General features: G+C 52.6%; 18 protein-coding genes, 1 pseudogene and 1 other annotated feature. All 19 genes and pseudogenes read right to left on the minus strand.

What is annotated here, in order from left to right; genetic code table 11:
* A pseudogene (locus ACVBDQ_RS03030) lies at nucleotides 1-682 on the minus strand (ABC transporter permease); the annotation flags it as partial.
* Nucleotides 683-794: 112 nt separating this feature from the next.
* A complete protein-coding gene (locus ACVBDQ_RS03035) occupies nucleotides 795-1,190 on the minus strand; it encodes a hypothetical protein (protein ID WP_011230640.1) in 396 nt (131 codons plus the stop codon).
* Nucleotides 1,191-1,235: 45 nt separating this feature from the next.
* A complete protein-coding gene (locus ACVBDQ_RS03040; protein WP_165754826.1) occupies nucleotides 1,236-1,382 on the minus strand; it encodes a hypothetical protein in 147 nt (48 codons plus the stop codon).
* Entirely contained in the window at nucleotides 1,382-3,250 is a 1,869-nt protein-coding gene (locus ACVBDQ_RS03045; protein WP_446663040.1) for a hypothetical protein, read from the minus strand. Before ACVBDQ_RS03045 ends, ACVBDQ_RS03040 begins: the two co-directional genes overlap by 1 nt.
* A gap of 562 nt (nucleotides 3,251-3,812) precedes the next feature.
* A complete protein-coding gene (gene ileS, locus ACVBDQ_RS03050; protein WP_021321518.1) occupies nucleotides 3,813-6,587 on the minus strand; it encodes an isoleucine--tRNA ligase in 2,775 nt (924 codons plus the stop codon).
* Between the two features lie 53 nt (nucleotides 6,588-6,640).
* Nucleotides 6,641-6,861: a binding site (T-box leader), on the minus strand.
* Between the two features lie 97 nt (nucleotides 6,862-6,958).
* Nucleotides 6,959-7,471: a DivIVA domain-containing protein gene (locus ACVBDQ_RS03055; RefSeq protein ID WP_011230635.1), complete on the minus strand. Its 513-nt coding sequence runs from the start codon at nucleotides 7,469-7,471 to the stop codon at nucleotides 6,959-6,961.
* Nucleotides 7,472-7,549: 78 nt separating this feature from the next.
* Nucleotides 7,550-8,323, minus strand: a complete 774-nt coding sequence (locus tag ACVBDQ_RS03060; RefSeq protein WP_021321516.1) for a YlmH family RNA-binding protein — start codon at nucleotides 8,321-8,323, stop codon at nucleotides 7,550-7,552.
* A 122-nt stretch (nucleotides 8,324-8,445) separates the two neighbouring features.
* A complete protein-coding gene (locus tag ACVBDQ_RS03065; RefSeq protein WP_011230633.1) occupies nucleotides 8,446-8,718 on the minus strand; it encodes a YggT family protein in 273 nt (90 codons plus the stop codon).
* A gap of 3 nt (nucleotides 8,719-8,721) precedes the next feature.
* Complete coding sequence (locus tag ACVBDQ_RS03070) at nucleotides 8,722-9,150, minus strand: cell division protein SepF (protein WP_011230632.1); 429 nt, start codon at nucleotides 9,148-9,150, stop codon at nucleotides 8,722-8,724.
* Nucleotides 9,151-9,163: 13 nt separating this feature from the next.
* Nucleotides 9,164-9,838, minus strand: a complete 675-nt coding sequence (locus tag ACVBDQ_RS03075; RefSeq protein WP_014195381.1) for a YggS family pyridoxal phosphate-dependent enzyme — start codon at nucleotides 9,836-9,838, stop codon at nucleotides 9,164-9,166.
* Nucleotides 9,835-10,659, minus strand: coding sequence for a peptidoglycan editing factor PgeF (gene pgeF / locus ACVBDQ_RS03080; protein ID WP_011230630.1), 825 nt, complete (start codon nucleotides 10,657-10,659; stop codon nucleotides 9,835-9,837). Before pgeF ends, ACVBDQ_RS03075 begins: the two co-directional genes overlap by 4 nt.
* 247 nt (nucleotides 10,660-10,906) lie before the next feature.
* On the minus strand, nucleotides 10,907-11,149 hold the full coding sequence (locus ACVBDQ_RS03085; protein ID WP_025039063.1) for a YlmC/YmxH family sporulation protein: 243 nt from the start codon (nucleotides 11,147-11,149) through the stop codon (nucleotides 10,907-10,909).
* Nucleotides 11,150-11,246: 97 nt separating this feature from the next.
* A complete protein-coding gene (gene sigG, locus ACVBDQ_RS03090) occupies nucleotides 11,247-12,026 on the minus strand; it encodes an RNA polymerase sporulation sigma factor SigG (RefSeq protein WP_011230628.1) in 780 nt (259 codons plus the stop codon).
* A 120-nt stretch (nucleotides 12,027-12,146) separates the two neighbouring features.
* Nucleotides 12,147-12,866 carry an RNA polymerase sporulation sigma factor SigE gene (gene sigE / locus ACVBDQ_RS03095; RefSeq protein WP_011230627.1) on the minus strand — a complete coding sequence of 240 codons (720 nt, stop codon included), beginning with the start codon at nucleotides 12,864-12,866 and terminating at the stop codon, nucleotides 12,147-12,149.
* 52 nt (nucleotides 12,867-12,918) lie between these two features.
* Complete coding sequence (spoIIGA, locus tag ACVBDQ_RS03100) at nucleotides 12,919-13,833, minus strand: sigma-E processing peptidase SpoIIGA (protein ID WP_014195377.1); 915 nt, start codon at nucleotides 13,831-13,833, stop codon at nucleotides 12,919-12,921.
* Between the two features lie 377 nt (nucleotides 13,834-14,210).
* Nucleotides 14,211-15,344 carry a cell division protein FtsZ gene (gene ftsZ, locus ACVBDQ_RS03105; protein WP_011230625.1) on the minus strand — a complete coding sequence of 378 codons (1,134 nt, stop codon included), beginning with the start codon at nucleotides 15,342-15,344 and terminating at the stop codon, nucleotides 14,211-14,213.
* Between the two features lie 27 nt (nucleotides 15,345-15,371).
* The gene (gene ftsA / locus ACVBDQ_RS03110) at nucleotides 15,372-16,640 is read right to left on the minus strand and encodes a cell division protein FtsA (RefSeq protein WP_031205778.1); all 1,269 of its coding nucleotides are present in this window, start codon (nucleotides 16,638-16,640) and stop codon (nucleotides 15,372-15,374) included.
* A gap of 195 nt (nucleotides 16,641-16,835) precedes the next feature.
* Nucleotides 16,836-17,198, minus strand: coding sequence for a small basic family protein (locus tag ACVBDQ_RS03115; RefSeq protein ID WP_011230623.1), 363 nt, complete (start codon nucleotides 17,196-17,198; stop codon nucleotides 16,836-16,838).
* A 1-nt stretch (nucleotide 17,199) separates the two neighbouring features.
* Nucleotides 17,200-17,916, minus strand: coding sequence for a DUF881 domain-containing protein (locus ACVBDQ_RS03120; protein ID WP_015374360.1), 717 nt, complete (start codon nucleotides 17,914-17,916; stop codon nucleotides 17,200-17,202).
* Nucleotides 17,917-17,922: the final 6 nt, after the last annotated feature.

The following is a 17,922-nucleotide window of genomic DNA, read 5'->3' on the forward strand; positions in this document are numbered from 1 at the left end:
CCCCGCCGCGGTCGACCTCAAACCCGATGTAGGAATCATACGCTCGTTGAATCGCGTGTTTTCCGATAAACAGCAGCGACGCCCAGTCGCGGGCATGAACAGTTTTGGACAGATCGATGAACAGCTCCGTCGTCATCGGTCCGGTCAGGATCCACACAAGCAACATAGCGAAAAAACTGACCTTTTTCGTTTCCAACAGCAGTGCGATGATGACGCCGTACAGGACGGTGAGCACGAGCGGTCCAAACTGATAGACGGCGAGAAACCGAAGCAGCGACAAATACAGATCCGAAGGCTCCACCCCAACGAAGAGATACACGATTGAAAAAACGCCGCAGCTCATCATCAGCATGATCCCTTGGTACAGCGCATGAACCGCAAGCAAGGCGCTCATTTTCTCCAGCAAAATCCGGTAGCCGTCGGCGAACCATGACGAAACGCCGTAACGAAGTTCGTTGGAGTAGAGAAGGTAGAACCACACGATGTAAAAGAGCGAAACGATTTGAACAAGCATGAACACTTCATGAGGGATATCCCCATAACTCTCCATATTGTACGGATCGGTAAAAAATAGTGTAAACCGTACGGCCAGCAAAAGAAAAAACGAGAAACTAGCACCAATGTATAACTTGCTTTTCAACAATCGTTTCCAATAAAAAACAAACAGCCATTTCCACCTCATCGCCGATCAACCGCTTTCTTTCCAAGAAGTTGACAAAAGAAAAAATGCGGTCAGGGACCGCTTTATTTTTTACGCGTATCCCTGACTCCTTTATCATCCGGATTCGGCATCGTTATTTGACCGTAATGGTCACGTATCCTCTTGAACCAACCGTTTGACCAACAATTTGGCCATAATATTTATCGCCTTCTTGTTGTGTAAAATTGCGCGTTTCTTCTTGCCTAGGATTGAGCCAGTTGGTGGAGGCGACGACGCTGTCGGGCCACCAATCAATCGATTTGTAAGCATAGCCTCTCGTTTGGGTATTGGCACCATTATTTACAGCATGAATATTCCCTGTACCATTTGTATTTGCTCTAATAGTTTTTGTATTGCTGTAAGTACTTGACCCATCTAAAAAGGCTGTTGCGGATTCTGCTCCCGCTGCACCGGCAGTGGCTATTACTGCTGCTGCAAGCGATAAAGATGCCCATTTTGATTTCCATTTCTTTTTTCGGTTCACGATCATGTTATCCCTTCTCCTCTCCAAATATTATATCGCTTGTTCTCGTCTTTACTGCGGTTCCAGTTCCATTTCGTAAGAGGCTATGGAACCAATAACGATGTTGGCTAGAATGATGGATTGGGAAGGAAGATTGACGGAACAATGATGCAAAATCAGTTGGCGACGGTGCTTGAGGGTCACATTTTTCAATTCCATCATTTGTCTCCTTTCCCCCTTTCTTGCGCTAGTTGAATCAATATGTTTTCTTTTTCTTTCATCGATAATGCCATGTAGTGCTCCCGAGCTGTTGAGTCGATGGAGGATTTTTCCGCTATCCTGTTTCCATATCCGATAGATGGAATATGTAGTTTTTCCATTAAATACAAGCCGGCGAAGAGACCGATCCGTTCGTTTTCGAACAATCGGTATGGGATGAAAAACGCAGCCAACTCCTGAATATGTTTGGTTGCCGGGCTGCCATTGACGTCCAAGAACGGATCAATGTAAAACGTGTAGTTTCCGTCAGCCACCGTGCTGTCATACAGCGAAAGATTTATTGTGTTGATGCTTTTCGGGATGATCGAGACGCTCTTGACTTCTTTTGTGCAGTAATCTATGTTTGCAAGATCCGGAAATACGTGACATAGCTCATTGCGGATGGAAACGAGTTGATGCTTCAATTCCATATAATTTCTTGCTGTGGTGAGAAACGGTTTATAAACAAGGAAACGAGTATGTTGCACTTGAATTTGTTTGTAAGGACCGTTGATCATGGAGAGACAAAGGGGATGGTCCCCACGCCAACGGTACTTTTCCTTTCCGACAATCATTTTGACTCGTGTACATGTTTTCGTTTCCACATTTGAATGAAGCGTTCCGGATGAGTCGATATAGTAAAGCTTTGAATCCACTGGCTGCGGATACCAGTTGGCTTCAAATGGCAACAACGTGACGCCCGATGTCAACGGATAAAAGGTTGAGCCGAACGTATGCCGATAATAGATCGTCATGGATGGCGCACCGTTGGTCTCCACCTGAACAACGTTTCCTTGTTGTTGAAAGGGTAAACGCTTCCCTCCGCCTTGGATGTGATCGATTTGAAATTGCTCGTTGATCGAAAAACGAACGGTGTGTTCTTTCGGATGCAGAGAGAGTGTGGCTTTGATCGGATACGTGGATTTCGGATTCACCTCGATCTCCTTGATTTTCCAATATCCATGCAACGGGATGTTCTTGGGCTGAGCCTGATGTTTAATTTGTTGATAGAGTTTGACGTCGTTTGCCAACAGAATGTCATCCAACTGGAATTTTGATTGTGCATGTTGAAGGAAACTTGTTGCGACAGTAAGGAAAATCGCACTAGCCGCAAGCCCCGCGAAGGATCGCCGCATGCTTCGAAAAACGCCATAAACGGCGATGGAAGAAAGGATATACGCCAACTTGATCAGCATGCGTTCTTTTTGAAAGGTTAAGCTGAATAACGGGTCAATGTAAGGCCAACGATGGTTTCCCCACAAGGAGAAGGATGGGTTGCGATATTCCAAAGAAAACAGCACGATGATCCACAAAACAAACACACCAACGAGCAACATCGCTTTTTTCGAAGAATGATAGGCGTAAACAGCGCCTGTGGACAATCCAATCATCCACGCCCATAGAAATGGAAGAAGAAAATGGATCACATATAGTGGAAACAGAAAAGCGAAAAGATCCCAACCCGCTGAATAGTTGATCACCACCGCACCGGCGATGATCCCGGCCAAGGCCAGTTGCAAAACGAAAAAACAAACAAACGCGATCAAAGCTTGGCAGAAGACAATCTTTTGTGGGTTTCGAATGATGTCGTTCATCGCGATCCAGTGAATCGGCATTGAGGCGAACAAGGAAAGGTGCAAACGAAAGCTGAAAAGCAGCCAGACCGCCATTCCAATCGGAACCAAGTATTTCGTATATAAGATCCATTCCGCTGGATTGATGGTATGGGGATTGAGGCAATCAAACATCAAAGCCCCGGAAAATACCAATATGAAAATGGCTTCTGCTTTTAAGCGGGACGCCATTCTTGAAATGAACACCCATTTCATATGGAATGCCCTCTCTAATCATGAATTTGAAATGTTTGTAAAATTCAATGGCATTATAAAAAAAAAAAAAGAAGATGTCAACCTTTTACATGGAAATTCACAGTATATTAACAAATAATAGGAAAATTGCGCTATAAACCTTATAATTTTAAGCAAACGTGTGGTCGAAGATAATGGAGTAAATGCGACGGAGGCTCATGAGACACGGAGTTTGACAGAATTCGTTCAACTATAGAATTGATTCAACTACACAACTATATACATGCAACATGAAGAGTTAACCTCTCCGTTATCCTGCACACCCTAAGCGCTGCATCATTTCCTCTAAAAATCTTGTAGGCTCAACCCGCAGGCTGCGCCATGGGGGAGGAAGCTCGTTGCAGGAGAAGTCAAATGTTAAGTTTTCAATGAGCATGTATATAAATTTATACACTGCAACATTCTGCACTTTTTCTTGACAACCCCCCTGATCCCTTTGCGCTTTTTACACCATCGTTTTGGTTTTTTCCTCCACCAAAAGCAAGCGGCAAGGCCGCCAGGAAGGCAGCCTTGCCGCTTTTCGTTATGCGGAATAATGTTCGTTCACAATGTGCGCGCAGCGCGGGCAAAGCGTCGGGTGGGACGGATCTTGTCCGACAGCTGGAGTCACCGTCCAGCACCGCTCGCACGTCTCGCCTTCCGCCGGGCGGACGAGGACGGCCACGTGGTCGAGCCGCTCGGCTTCGGCCGGCGCGGCGTCATACGGCTCATCGGCGATCGAAAAGGCGGAAACGATGAGAAGCTGGCGCAAGTCGGCATCAAGCGACGCCAATAGCTTCCGCGCCTCGTCTTTCGGGTAGACGATGACGCTGGCCGTCAGCGATTTGCCGATCACTTTTTCATTGCGCGCATTCTCGAGCGCTTTTAACATGTCATCGCGCACGTCCATAAACGCATCCCATTTCGCCAAGAGCGCTTCCTCGCCATCGATGGCGATCGGCTCCGGCATGTCGGTGAGCTGGACGCTTTCGACCGGCTCTTTCCGGTTCGGGATATGCTCCCACACTTCATCGGCTGTGTGCGGCAAAATCGGCGCGATGAGCTTCGCCAATGCGACGACCGTTTCATACAATACGGTCTGCACGGCGCGGCGGGCGCGAGAATTGGCCGCTTCGATGTACAAAATGTCTTTCGCCATATCCAAGTAAAATGCGCTCAGCTCGACGGTGCAGAAATGGTTCATCTCATGGTAAACCGCGGCGAAATCGTAGCGGTCGTAGGCCTTTTTCACTTTGGCGATCAGCTTGTTCAACTTCGCCAGCATGTAGCGGTCGACTTCGCCCAGCTCCCCGACCGGCACGGCGTTTTCGCTCGGGTCAAAATCGAATAAGTTGCCGAGCATAAACCGGAACGTGTTGCGGATTTTTCGGTACACTTCCGACACTTGTTTTAAAATATGGTCGGAGATGCGCACGTCCGCTTGGTAGTCGACCGACGCGACCCAAAGGCGCAAAATGTCGGCGCCGAACTGTTCCATTACTTTCGCCGGCACGACGACGTTGCCGAGCGACTTGCTCATTTTCCGCCCTTCGCCGTCCAAGACAAAGCCGTGGCTCAACACGCCTTTATACGGCGCTTTGCCGGTGACGGCAACGGCGGTGGACAGCGATGAGTTGAACCAGCCGCGGTATTGGTCGGACCCTTCCAAGTACAGATCAGCCGGACGCACGAGATCGTCGCGTTCGACCAACACGGCTTGGTGCGACGAACCGGAGTCAAACCAGACGTCCATAATGTCCGTTTCTTTCGTAAAGATGCCGTTCGGGCTCGACGGATGGGTGAATCCTTCCGGCAGCAAGTCTTTCGCCTCGCGTTCAAACCAGACGTTCGACCCGTATTGGCGGAACAGGTTCGACACATGCTCAATCGTCTCATCGGTGATGATCGGTTCACCGTTTTCGCCGTAAAAGACCGGAATCGGCACCCCCCAGGCGCGTTGGCGGGAAATGCACCAGTCGCCGCGGTCGCGCACCATGTTGTGGATGCGGATTTCCCCCCACTCCGGAATCCATTTCGTTTCCTTAATCGCTTGAAGCAGCTCGTTGCGGATTTTATCGATCGATGCAAACCATTGCGTTGTCGCCCGGAAAATCGTCGGCTGCTTTGTCCGCCAGTCGTGCGGATACGAGTGGGTGATAAACCCAAGCTTCAACAAAGCGCCGACTTCCTCAAGCTTCTGTGTAATCGCCTTGTTGGCGTCTTCGTAAAACATCCCGGCAAATCCCGGCGCTTCCTCGGTCATGTAGCCGCGTTCATCAACCGGACAAAGGACCGGAAGCCCATATTTTTGCCCAACGAGAAAGTCGTCTTCCCCGTGGCCCGGCGCCGTATGGACGCAGCCCGTGCCGGCGTCGGTCGTGACGTGTTCGCCGCAGACGACAAGCGAGTCGCGCTCATAAAACGGATGTCTCGCCACGACGTATTCAAGCTCTTTTCCTTTGACCGTTTTGACGACCGACCATGCGTCCCAACCGATTTCTTTCGCCACCGACTCCGCCAAGGCGGCAGCGACGACATACCGTTTTCCACTGACATCGACAACATGGTAATCCAAATCCGGATGAACCGCGATCGCCAAGTTCGCCGGAATCGTCCACGGCGTCGTCGTCCAAATGACGATTCGCTCATCGCCCTCAAGCACGCCTTTGCCGTTTTTCACCGGGAAGGCGACATAAATCGACGGCGAGCGCTTGTCTTTATATTCGATTTCCGCTTCGGCGAGCGCCGATTCGCTTGACGGCGACCAATAGACCGGCTTCAACCCTTTGTAGATGAGCCCTTTTTTCGCCATTTCGCCAAACACTTTAATTTGCTGGGCTTCGTACTCCGGTTTGAGCGTAATGTATGGGTTGTCCCAGTCGCCGCGCACACCGAGCCGCTTGAATTGCCGGCGCTGGTTGTCGATTTGTTCATACGCATATTGCTCGCACCGCTTGCGGAACTCGGCGACGCTCATCGATTTGCGGTCAACTCCTTGCTTGGCAAGGGCCGTTTCGATCGGCAAGCCGTGCGTATCCCAGCCCGGCACGTATGGGGCGCAATAGCCGCTCATGGATTTGTAGCGGACGATGATATCTTTTAAAATTTTGTTCAGCGCATGACCCATATGAATGTCGCCGTTGGCATACGGCGGGCCGTCATGCAGAACAAACAGCGGCCGTCCTTTCGTCCGCTCCTGCACTTTCCGGTAAATGTCCATTTCCTCCCATTTTTTTTGCATTTCCGGCTCCCGCTTCGGCAAGTTGCCGCGCATCGGGAAGTCGGTCTTCGGCATGAGCAGCGTTTCTTTGTAATCCATCCTTGCTCCTCCTTCGAACGATAGATTCCAAATAAAAAACCGTTCTCCCCCCGGCAAGGGACGAGAACGGTCTCGCGGTACCACCCTTCTTGGCCATGCAAACGACGCACAGCCCTCTTTTCATTCGTAACGGGAATGACGCGCCATGGCCTACTTGATGTTCGGCATGGAACTCCAGGGTGATGTTCACTCTTGCGCCGATGCCAGGCTTCCACCATCCCCGGCTCGCTGCGACCGGTCGTACAAGAGCTACTGTCCCTTTCATCGTCGATGGCTATTTCGCTATTCATCCTGAAAAAAGCCAACCGCCTCCCACGGCGGCTGATGCGGCGATTTTTGCCAATTATTATAACCGAAACGTCTTCGGTTCGTCAAGGCTGTGACAGCGGTTCTCTCGCCCCTTCTTCCAAATCCGGCGCCTCATACTCCATCAACTCGTCCCAATCGCGGCTGTTGATCATATCGAGCTGGGCCTCGACAAGCATGCGGAAACGGGCGCGGAACACTTTCGACTGCCGCTTCAGCTCCTCGATCTCGAGGGCGATTTTCCGCGATTTCGCTAATGCATCGCTGATGATGCGCTCGGCGTTTTTTTCCGCCTCTTTAATGATCAGCTTCGCCTCTTTTTGCGCATTCCGCTTCACTTCTTCCGCTGCTTCCTGTGCAACAAGAATCGACTTATTGAGCGTCTCTTCAATGTTCGCAAAGTAGTTCAGCTTTTCCGTCAGTTCGGCCACTTTTTCTTCCAGCTGCTTTTTTTCACGGATGAGCATTTCATAGTCTTTAATGACTTGATCGAGAAACTCGTTCACTTCGTCTTCATCGTACCCACGAAACCCGCGGCTGAATTCCTTGTTGTGAATATCCAATGGCGTCAACGGCACAACGGCCACCTCCGTCTCCATCATTCCTTTTCTTCACTTTCATTCGACATGGTTTGCCGATTTCCTGCCGTCATTTGCTTATTTTTGTCGGCCAATCTGAACGAGCCAGCGCTCTTTTTTCGTCGGCCCTTCCACCGAAAACAGCTTGCAGCGGCCAAAACCGCGCGCCGACAGGACATCGCCCGGTCCGCAGAGGAAATCCGGCTTGTCCACCACCTTCCAGTTGACTTTGACAAGCCCGCTTTCAACAAGCGCACGCGCTTTCTCGCGCGCAAGGCGAAACGCCTGAGCGAGCACAGCATCGAGCCTTAGAGAAGACACCGTGACCGTTCCTTCCTCCCACGTTTCGGCAAGCGGCATGGCTGCCGACAACGGAAGCGGCTCAAGCGCAACCGGAGCTTTGCCGATCGTTTCGACATGCAAGCGGACGTAGTCGGCGACTTCAGCAGCAACAAAAAACTGAATTTCCCCATCCCGAATGAGAATATCGCCAAACTTGCCGCGCCGCAAGCCAAGCGACATCAGCGCCCCCAACACATCGCGATGTTCAAGGGAAACGAATTTCGCCGGATAGCGGACGGCAAACAGTACAATGCCATAATCCTCTTCCTCAGGGTCGATATACGGCGGAGCGAGAAACACCCGCTTCCGCTCGACAAACGGGGCGCCGCCGAAAAAGAACGCGCGCACATCTTCCGCACCGCCGGCGATGCTTTGCACGATTTGCTGCTCGCGCGGATCGAGAAAATCGGTCAGCTTCGGAGCGTACTGACGGCTCACCATCTCCTTCCACTCGAGCACTTGATCAATGAACGGATGTTCCTCTTTGCGAAAATGCTGATACAGCTCCACTCGACGTCACCTTGCTTTCATGGAAGAAAGGAACCCACAACGGATTCCTCTCTGCGAGTTTCGCCCTTCCGCCTTTTTGCCTGCCGGGCGGAGAGCGGCGGCGCCGTGCGCGCAAAACGAAGTTAAAACTGCGACTGAAGAATGTCGAACAGGGCGTGAAGCCCTCTCGTCGCGAATTCAAGAACGATAAACGCGACGATTGGGGAGACGTCAATGATGCCAAGCGGCGGAATGACCCGCCGAAACGGCTCTAAATACGGCTCGCAAATAGCGGCCAACATCTGTCCGAACCGCGTTTCGCGCGCATTGGGAAACCATGACATTAAAATATAAATGATCAGCGCATACGAGTACACTTGAATCACTGTCGTCAAAAACGTGAGTACATAATCCAACAGCTACCACCTCTTCATCGGTCTGTCATCCTCGCCGTCGAGCGAAATCGAGCCGCTGACGTCGACGTTTTCCGGGGTGCATAAAAAAATTTTTGTGCCGACTTGCTGAATGTCGCCGCCAATGGCGTACACCGTGCCGCTTAAAAAGTCGACGATCCGCTTCGCCTGCTCATGCTGGATGCGCTGCAAGTTGACGATGACCGCGCGCCGGCTTTTCAAATGGTCGGCGATCTCCTGCGCCTCCGCATACACCCTCGGCTCAGCAAGCACGACTTTCGCCGATTTTTGCACGCTTTGCAGGCTGACGACGTTCGCCTTGCCTGCCGTCTTCGGCAGCGCCTCTTCTTCCGGCTGTGGCGCCTCATATTCTTCTTCATAGTCTTCGTAGTCTTCTTCTAAAAAATAATCACGGAATTTTTTCATCAATCCCATCCGGTTTCACCTCCTACAATGATCCAACAAGCGCGCTGCCTATGCGCACAAACGTCGCTCCTTCCTCAATAGCGATCGTGTAATCGTTTGACATGCCCATTGACAGTTCGGTGCATGGCGCATGGGCCATTCCCATCGCCTGAACGTGTTCCTTCAGCACTCGCAATCGGCGGAAGCAAGCGCGCAATACCGCTTCGTCGTCCGTGTGCGGCGCCATCGTCATCAATCCGACGACTTCGATGCGCGAAAAGGCGCGAAGTTGTTCAATAAACGGAATCGTTTCTTCGGGGGCGAGCCCGTGTTTGGTCACTTCCCCCGACACGTTCACTTGCACAAAACATTTTACTGGCCGCACCGCCCGTTTTTCAATTTCTTTCGCGAGCGACAAGCGGTCGAGTGAATGAATGTAATCGACTTTATCAATAATGTCTTTGACTTTGCGCGACTGAAGCGTCCCAATGAAATGCCACGTCGCTTGATTTCCGATCCGTGCATGCTTTTCAATCAATTGGTCGGAGCGGTTTTCGCCGAGGTCGGCAATGCCGGCGTCAAGCACCTCCATCGCCCGCTCGGCATCGACATATTTAGTGACCGCCACGATGCGCACGCCGGCCGGATCGCGGCCGACGCGAGCGCAGGCCGCCTCGATTTCTCGGCGAATGGCCGCCAAGTTGTCGCGCACCGTCATGCCGTCTCCTCCCTTCGGCCGATAAACGCCAACATCCTTCCAGTCGTTCCGCGGTCGCGGCGATGGGAAAAAAACAACGCTTCCTCACAGCTTGTACAGCGTTCTGACACATAAATATGGCTGTTCGGAACGCCAGCCGCGATCAACTGAAGCCGATTGGCTTCCTTTAAGTCGAGCGCATATTGCCCTGGGCTTGTTTCCCGCCATGGCAACGGGCTTTCCGGAGGAAGCGTCGGGCGCAGACTGTCCACGACACGGTCGTCAACCGTATAACAGCACGGACCGATGGCAGGTCCGATGGCAACATAGATGTCGCTCGGCGCGATGTGTTCGCGCGTTTGCCAAAGCCGCACCATGTGACCAGCGATGCCGCCCGCCGTTCCCCGCCACCCGGCATGAGCAAGGCCGACTAACCCAGCAGATGGCGCCACAAAATAAATGGGCACACAATCGGCAAAACAAAGCGCGAGCAACACCTCCGCTTCGTCTGTATACAACCCGTCGACCCCTGGAACCGCCGTGGCGAAATCTTGCGCTCCGTTCCCCCGTTCGTTTTTCGTCACCTTCCGAATGTCGGCGCCATGCACTTGTTCACAACATACCCATCGCTCAAGCGGGAATGAGAGCCATTGCGCCAAACGCCCGCGGTTGGCGACAACAACCGTGCGATCGTCGCCGACGTGCAGCCCCATATTCAGCGAAGCGAACGGCCCTTTGCTCTCCCCGCCATGTTTCGTCGTCAATCCAGCGACGGCTCCAGCAAACGGAGGCGCACCGCAGCGGAGCCAGCCGCGGGCTTCTTGTTGAAAAATGTCCGGCATTCGCGTCAACCTCACGCTGTTTTTTGTAGTTTTTTATCACTTTTTTTCCTATTTTATCATAGTTTGTTTGTCCATGATAACCTTTATTTATGATTTTGTCGAAACATTGCCGCAGAAATTGTCCAACCCTTATTGCCGCCCGAAAACCGCGCTGGCGGCATAGCCGATCTGCCCACGAAAAGCGGAAAGGTCTGCAACATCGTCCTGCCGCGTTGCAAGCGACGGGGCCAATCGTTGCACCAGCCGTTTAATCGGAATCATGAAGGCGGACTAAAATAACATCGGCTCCGATTTTGACGATGTTCTGCCATGGAATGACGACCGCCTCTTCGCGGCCGAACAGCCCGAGCATCTTTCCGGCGCCTAAAATAATGAGCGAGCGGATTTTTCCAGTATCTAAATCAATATCAATGTCCCCAATATTGCCAAGCTTCTTCCCATTGGCTACATTGACGACATCTTTCGTCTGAAATTCGGAAATTCTCATCACGGTTTTTCTCCCCGCCTTTCCTCTCTCCCTCTTTTTCATCTATATGAAGCCAAATGTGCAGTTATGTGCCAAAGAAAAAGGCTGCACCTGCAGCCTGTCATACTTGGATGTTTTTATTCATTTGCCGGATCGCCGCTTTTTCGAGCCTCGACACTTGCGCTTGGGAAATGCCGATTTCCTCGGCCACTTCCATTTGCGTCTTTCCTTGGAAAAAGCGTTTACGGATGATCATTTTTTCCCGCTCATTCAACCGCCGAAGCCCTTCCTTCAAGGCGATTTCTTCGATCCATTGGCTGTCACGGTTGCGCTCATCGCTCAGCTGGTCCATCACATAAATCGGGTCGCCGCCGTCGTTGTAAATCGGCTCAAACAACGAAACAGGATCTTGAATGGCATCGAGGGCAAAAACCACTTCCTCATGGGCGACGCCGAGTTCTTTGGCAATTTCCTCGGTTGACGGTTCTTTCGCCGTCTCGCTCATGAGCCGCTCTCGCACTTGCAACGCTTTGTAGGCGATGTCGCGCAGCGAGCGCGAAACGCGGATCGGGTTGTTGTCGCGCAAATAGCGGCGGATTTCGCCGATGATCATCGGCACGGCGTAAGTGGAAAACTTCACGTTTTGATTGAGGTCAAAATTATCAATCGATTTCATAAGTCCGATGCAGCCGACTTGAAACAAATCATCGACAAATTCGCCTCGGTTGTTGAAGCGCTGAATGACGCTCAACACGAGGCGCAAGTTGCCGTTTACTAATTTTTCTCTTGCCTCCAAATCCCCCTCATGCATCCGTCGAAACAGTTCACGCATTTCCTCATTTTTGAGGACGGGAAGCTTCGAAGTGTCTACGCCGCAAATCTCGACTTTGTTCCTCGTCAAGTTGTTCCCTCCCATCAGGAGATGCTAAGTCGTCAATTTTCAGTATCTCCTTGGAAGGGAAAAATATGCACAGCCTGTCCGACGCGGAAAAAGGCGGCGGAATTTCGCTCCCGCCGCCCGCTACATCATTTTATTGAATTCTTTGCGCAACCGTTTAATGATCCGCTTCTCGAGCCGCGATATGTACGATTGCGAAATACCGAGCAAATCAGCGACGTCTTTTTGCGTCTTTTCTTCGCCGCCGGAGAGGCCAAAACGCAATTCCATAATTTGCTTCTCGCGGTCGCTCAGCTGGCGCAAGGCGTTTAAGAGCAAGCGCCGGTCGACATCCGCTTCCAAATCTTTCGTAATCACGTCGTCATCCGTTCCCAACACGTCGGAAAGCAACAGCTCGTTGCCATCCCAGTCGATATTGAGCGGTTCATCAAACGACACTTCCGCCCGCACTTTGTTGTTGCGGCGCAAATACATTAAAATTTCGTTTTCAATGCAGCGCGACGCGTATGTCGCCAGCTTGATCTTCTTCTCTGGGTTGAACGTGTTGACCGCCTTAATGAGGCCGATCGTTCCAATGCTGATCAAATCTTCAATGTGAATGCCGGTGTTTTCAAACTTGCGCGCAATGTAGACGACAAGACGCAAATTGCGTTCGATCAAAAGCGATCTTGCCGTGTCATCACCGGCGGCGAGCCTGGCAATCAGCTGCTCCTCTTCTTCCTTTGTCAGCGGCGGCGGGAGGGCTTCGCTGCCTCCGATATAATAAATTTCATCCGCCTTCAGGCCAAGCTTGGCCAAAAGCTTATACAGCCAGTTCATGAAGCGAAGTTTCCATTTTCTCATGAAAATCCCCCTTCTAAACGGATCAAAAGTGAGTATGATATACTAACAAAACCTACGAAGCGGTCAGCTTTCTTCCCGCCTGCACCATTTTCGGATGGACGATGCAGTCGTACTCCCCATCCGTCGACAGCGGATCAGCGCTTAGCGCCACAAGCCCTTGCGCTACTTCCAACCATTCGTTTTCGTACCGCAGCATAATGCGGTCTGGCTTAACCGCCGCCATCATTTGTGGACCGCTGCCGACCGCACGGTACGGAATGAGACGGAGGCGATGGACCCACCGCTCCGGCGGGGAAGCCAGCATCATGGGAGAGCTGAGACAACCCAGTAGCTCCTCAGGAAGCACGGCCTTTGCTTTTTCCTGTTCGACTACCATCACCGGCGTTTTTGTCAACGGATCGACGAGCTGGTTGCCGCTGTCAATCAAGCCGCGCAGCATAAGCGGCCGCCCGTCCCATACGATCTTGACCTCAATGATATATTCAAACCGCAGTTTTTTTTCGCGAATCGCCTCCACCCTTCGGCGAGAAAAAAGCCATAAAACCGGAAACCCGATGACAACAAACAGCCAACTGACCGGATCGCCCGCTCCGGGATGATGCATGAGAAGCATTCCTTGGCGGACGGACAGTTGGTGCGCGAAAACATAATGAACCGCCAGCATGCCGCCGCCGACGGCGAACGTGGCAAAGTAAAACGCCAGCATATTCTCAAGCAAATAGCGCGGGCGCTTAAACCCGAAGGCGGCCCACACGATCAACACGGAAACAGCTACTTTTACCAACGGGTGCTGGGCGATGGCGGAAAACGGGGTAAACAGCAATATGACAAGCAGCGAACCGATCAACGCCCCAGCCAACAGACGCCACCAGACGATCGGCCGCTTGAGCATGAGCGCCGTCAGCCAAAGAAGCAACGCGTCAAAACAGACGTTCAACAGCCAAATCACATCGAGATAGACGACCAACCGTCAAGCCCCTCCCCCGCCCATATCGGCTTTGTCTGAAACAAGTATATAGCACCTTGCGAGGGAAAGTCTGTCAATCGGTGGCGGTGAAAAAGGAGATGTTTTGTCAAAACAGGGGGAACCACGGCGGATCAAATCGGCCGGCACGAAAGCCTAGCCCGCCTTCTCTTTTTCGCCCTTTCGTTGCGAGAGAGCGGGCGGCCAACGCGAGAAGTTTTTGGTCCTAATCGGAAAAGCGAGGCTGTCTCAAAAGATCGTCTTTCTTTAAGAGAGATACAATATATTGTTTCACCAAAGTGCTTCGTGCACGTTCGTGCATGCATCTTGTGATGAAGAAAGGGTGTCCCGTTGCTTTTGGGACACCCTCGTTTCGCCATCTAGCGGCGGCGGTTGCGGTTGCGCAAGAAAGCGGGAATGTCAAGCGGATCTTCTGCTTGCCCCGAGCGGAGCGCCGCATAGTCTTGTATCGGCTCTTCGCGCTTCTCCCGCTTTGGCGCCGGCGCCGCTTTCGGCACAGTGCCGATGCCAATGCGCGGCGGCCGCGGCTGCGAAGCGACGTTTTCGTTGAATCCGGTCGCAATGACCGTCACGATGATCTCGTCCTTTAAGTTCTCATTAATAACGGAGCCGAAGATCATGTTCACTTCTTGGTCGGCCGCCGAAGCGACGATGTCGGCAGCCTCCTGCACTTCGTACAAACTTAAGTTCATGCCGCCGGTGATGTTCATGAGCACCCCTTGCGCGCCGTCGATCGACGTCTCCAACAGCGGGCTGGAAATGGCTTTTTTTGCTGCCTCAGCAGCTCGGTTTTCGCCGCTGGCGATGCCAATCCCCATCAATGCCGAACCTTTATTCGACATGATCGTCTTCACATCAGCGAAGTCAAGGTTGATCAACCCCGGCACGGCGATCAAATCGGAAATGCCTTGCACCCCTTGGCGCAATACGTTATCCGCTTCACGGAACGCCTCAAGCATCGGCGTATTTTTGTCGACAATCTCAAGCAATCGATCGTTCGGAATGACGATGAGCGTATCGACCGCCTCTTTCATGGCGGCGATGCCGCTTGCGGCCTGCGTCGCCCGCTTGCGCCCCTCAAACGTAAACGGGCGCGTAACAACGCCGACCGTAAGCGCCCCTAACTCGCGCGCAATTTGGGCGATGACCGGGGCAGCGCCAGTTCCCGTGCCGCCGCCCATGCCAGCGGTGACAAACACCATATCGGCGCCGCGAAGCGCTTCTTCAATTTGCTCTTTGCTCTCCTCAGCTGCTTTTTTTCCAACTTCTGGGTTTGCTCCCGCGCCCAAGCCGCGTGTCAGCTTCGCCCCGATTTGCAGCTTGATCGGCGCCTTCGACAAGTTGAGCGCCTGTGCATCCGTATTGACCGCAATAAACTCTACACCTTGCACCCCATGCTCAATCATCCGATTGACGGCGTTGTTGCCGCCGCCCCCGACTCCAATCACCTTGATCGTTGCCAACTGATCGACTGTTGTCTCAAACTCCAACATGGCCAAATCCTCCTAAAATTTCAATCTCTATTCAAAGAAAGAACCAAAAAATCTCTTGACCTTCTTCCCAAAATGGTCTTCTTTCTTTTTCGGTTTCGACTGCTGTTTTGGCGAGGAGCGCTCGACCGGCTCCACCGCAACGGCAACCGGGACCGTTTTCCCTTGCAGCTGCGCCTGCCGGTAGGCGAACTTGAGCAAGCCAACGCCGATCGTATACTGCGGGTCGCGCACACCGATATAATCCGGCATGGCAATGCGGACGCTCGTCCCTAAAACGACGTGGGCCAGCTCAAGCAACCCTGGCATATTGGCGACGCCGCCGGTCAGCACATAGCCGCCGGGGAGATCGCGAAACCCGAGACGACGCACTTCCTGCTGAACCATTTGCAAAATTTCTTCCAGTCTCGCCTCAATAATATCGGCGATCTCCAGCTGGCTGAACTGCTGGTGTTGATCGGTGCCCATGATCGGCACGCTGAACACTTCTTCCTCCGAAGCGTAGTCGTAAAATGCATGTCCGTGCTTCAGTTTGATTTTTTCGGCATCGTCCGTTGTCGTCCGCAATCCGATGGCCAAGTCTTTCGTAATGTGCTCCCCGCCGACCGGCAGCGAAGAGACAGCTTGCAACGTCCCTTGCTCAAAGACAGCGACCGTTGTCGAGCCGCCTCCCAGGTCAACGAGCGCCGCCCCCAAATGCCGTTCGTCATCGGACAGCACGAGCGAACCGGCCGCCAGCGGCTGAAGACAAATATCGCTGATTTCCAAGCCTGCCCGCTCCACACAGCGAAGAAGATTATGTAATACCGTCTTCGCACCAGTCACCATAGTGCCTTCCATTTCCAAGCGAACGCCGAGCATGCCGCGCGGATCATGAATGCCGTCCAACCCGTCGACGATAAACTGGCGCGGAACGACGCCGATGATTTCCCGATCGGGAGGAATAGAGACAACTTGCGCGGCATCGATGACGCGGGCGACATCTTCATCGCTGATTTCCCGGTTTTCGCTCGCGACGGCGACAATGCCGTGGCAGTCATGGAGCTGAATATGGCTGCCGGCCACCCCGACGATCACACGGCGGATCGATAAACCGACCATCCGCTCCGCTTGCTCGACGGCCCGTCTGATCGACTGCACCGTTTTATCTATATCAACAATCGCCCCTTTTTTGAGCCCTTCCGCTTTGACATTGCCCACCCCGATAATATTGATGGAGCTGCCTAGCATTTCCCCGATGATGACTTTCACGCTCGATGTTCCGACATCCAGGCTAACGACGATCTCATTGCTGCTCATTTTTTGGCATCTGCCTACTAAAAACGCGCCGGTGCCGGCCGGCGTTTCAGTAAGCAGCGACACCTCCTTTTTCGGCTGAAATTTCCCATCTCTTTGTCTATTGGTCTATGTCTAGTTTGCGAGTTTCGCAACAACACTATATTTTGTTTTACCCTATATAATTCAACACGCGAAAACACTTTCCCTGTCTTTTGCCTAACTTTTTTCGCGATTGTACCGCCGCTTGGCCCACTCAGCAAGCCAAAGGCGGCGGATGATGGCAATGTTTTGAAACAAGCGGACGCCGAAGGCGAACACAGCCGCTAAATACAAGTCTACACCAAGATGCACCCCAAGAAAAGTTAAAGTTGCGGCCAGAACAATGTTGAAAAAAAACCCGGTTATAAATACGGTTTCGTCGTACGTCCGCTGCAGGTGGGCGCGCCATCCTCCGATTAATGTATCAAAGGCGGCCAAAATGGCAATCGACAAATAATTGGAATATTCATCGGGAACTTCCCAGCCGGCGAAAACGCCGATGGCAAACCCAAGAAGCAATCCGAGAAGCGGAAGCCACATGCTATTTCTCCTCCTTGCCGCCGTTTTCTGTCTCCATGTATTTCACATCAGGGCGGCTAGCCGCGGGCGGAATGACAACGAGCGGCTGGGGCTTGGATATTGACAGCTCCAAGTTTTCCACGGCGAAATCATCGCGGATCGGCGAAACGGCGAGCCCGCTGTACAGCTTGTCCGCATCATCGGCGATTGCTCTCACTTCGACTGGCAGCCTCACTGAGCGGCTCCCGACTTTCGTTGCGCCATTGACATCGCGAATGGCCGTCCGGTTCGTCAGTCGCTCACCGTCGATGGCGATTTCTTTCGCCCCGTATTTGTTCAACTCATTCACTAACCGTTGCAATAGCTCGGGCGATACGGCGGCAACGGCCGGACCAACGTAGCCGGCCGCCGAAAGCGGCGCGATCGTCAACACGAGACCGCTTCCTCTCACTTCTGTCAGCCCGGCTTCTTCCCTCAGCTTCGCGACTGTCGCTTCAAGCTCTGTCGCGCCGCCCGCCTCGTGTTCCCGCCGGTAGCGGCGCAATGTTTCCTCGTAACTCTCTAGCTCCTCAAGCAGCCGTTGTTCAAGCTTCTGCTCTTTTGTCAAATCGGCGCGCAACTCCCAAATGTCGCGCGTGTCGCGTCCTTCCGGATGCAGCGTCGTCCGAAGCCCGACGGCCAGCATCACACCGAATATGGCAGCTACGCCGGCAAAATAGAATCGATTTTTCCGTTCCAATGCGCT

It is taken from the genome of Geobacillus sp. CCR (genome assembly GCF_052906625.1).

What these genes read in the sequence shown, in the direction of transcription:
- ACVBDQ_RS03035 (WP_011230640.1), bottom strand. Translation starts at nt 1,190, where the DNA reads ATGATCGTGAACCGAAAAAAGAAATGGAAATCAAAATGGGCATCTTTA.
- ACVBDQ_RS03040 (WP_165754826.1), bottom strand. Translation starts at nt 1,382, where the DNA reads ATGGAATTGAAAAATGTGACCCTCAAGCACCGTCGCCAACTGATTTTG.
- ACVBDQ_RS03045 (WP_446663040.1), bottom strand. Translation starts at nt 3,250, where the DNA reads ATGAAATGGGTGTTCATTTCAAGAATGGCGTCCCGCTTAAAAGCAGAA.
- ileS (WP_021321518.1), bottom strand. Translation starts at nt 6,587, where the DNA reads ATGGATTACAAAGAAACGCTGCTCATGCCGAAGACCGACTTCCCGATG.
- ACVBDQ_RS03070 (WP_011230632.1), bottom strand. Translation starts at nt 9,150, where the DNA reads ATGGGATTGATGAAAAAATTCCGTGATTATTTTTTAGAAGAAGACTAC.
- ACVBDQ_RS03075 (WP_014195381.1), bottom strand. Translation starts at nt 9,838, where the DNA reads ATGACGGTGCGCGACAACTTGGCGGCCATTCGCCGAGAAATCGAGGCG.
- pgeF (WP_011230630.1), bottom strand. Translation starts at nt 10,659, where the DNA reads ATGCCGGACATTTTTCAACAAGAAGCCCGCGGCTGGCTCCGCTGCGGT.
- sigE (WP_011230627.1), bottom strand. Translation starts at nt 12,866, where the DNA reads ATGAGAAAATGGAAACTTCGCTTCATGAACTGGCTGTATAAGCTTTTG.
- ftsZ (WP_011230625.1), bottom strand. Translation starts at nt 15,344, where the DNA reads ATGTTGGAGTTTGAGACAACAGTCGATCAGTTGGCAACGATCAAGGTG.
- ftsA (WP_031205778.1), bottom strand. Translation starts at nt 16,640, where the DNA reads ATGAGCAGCAATGAGATCGTCGTTAGCCTGGATGTCGGAACATCGAGC.
- ACVBDQ_RS03115 (WP_011230623.1), bottom strand. Translation starts at nt 17,198, where the DNA reads ATGTGGCTTCCGCTTCTCGGATTGCTTCTTGGGTTTGCCATCGGCGTT.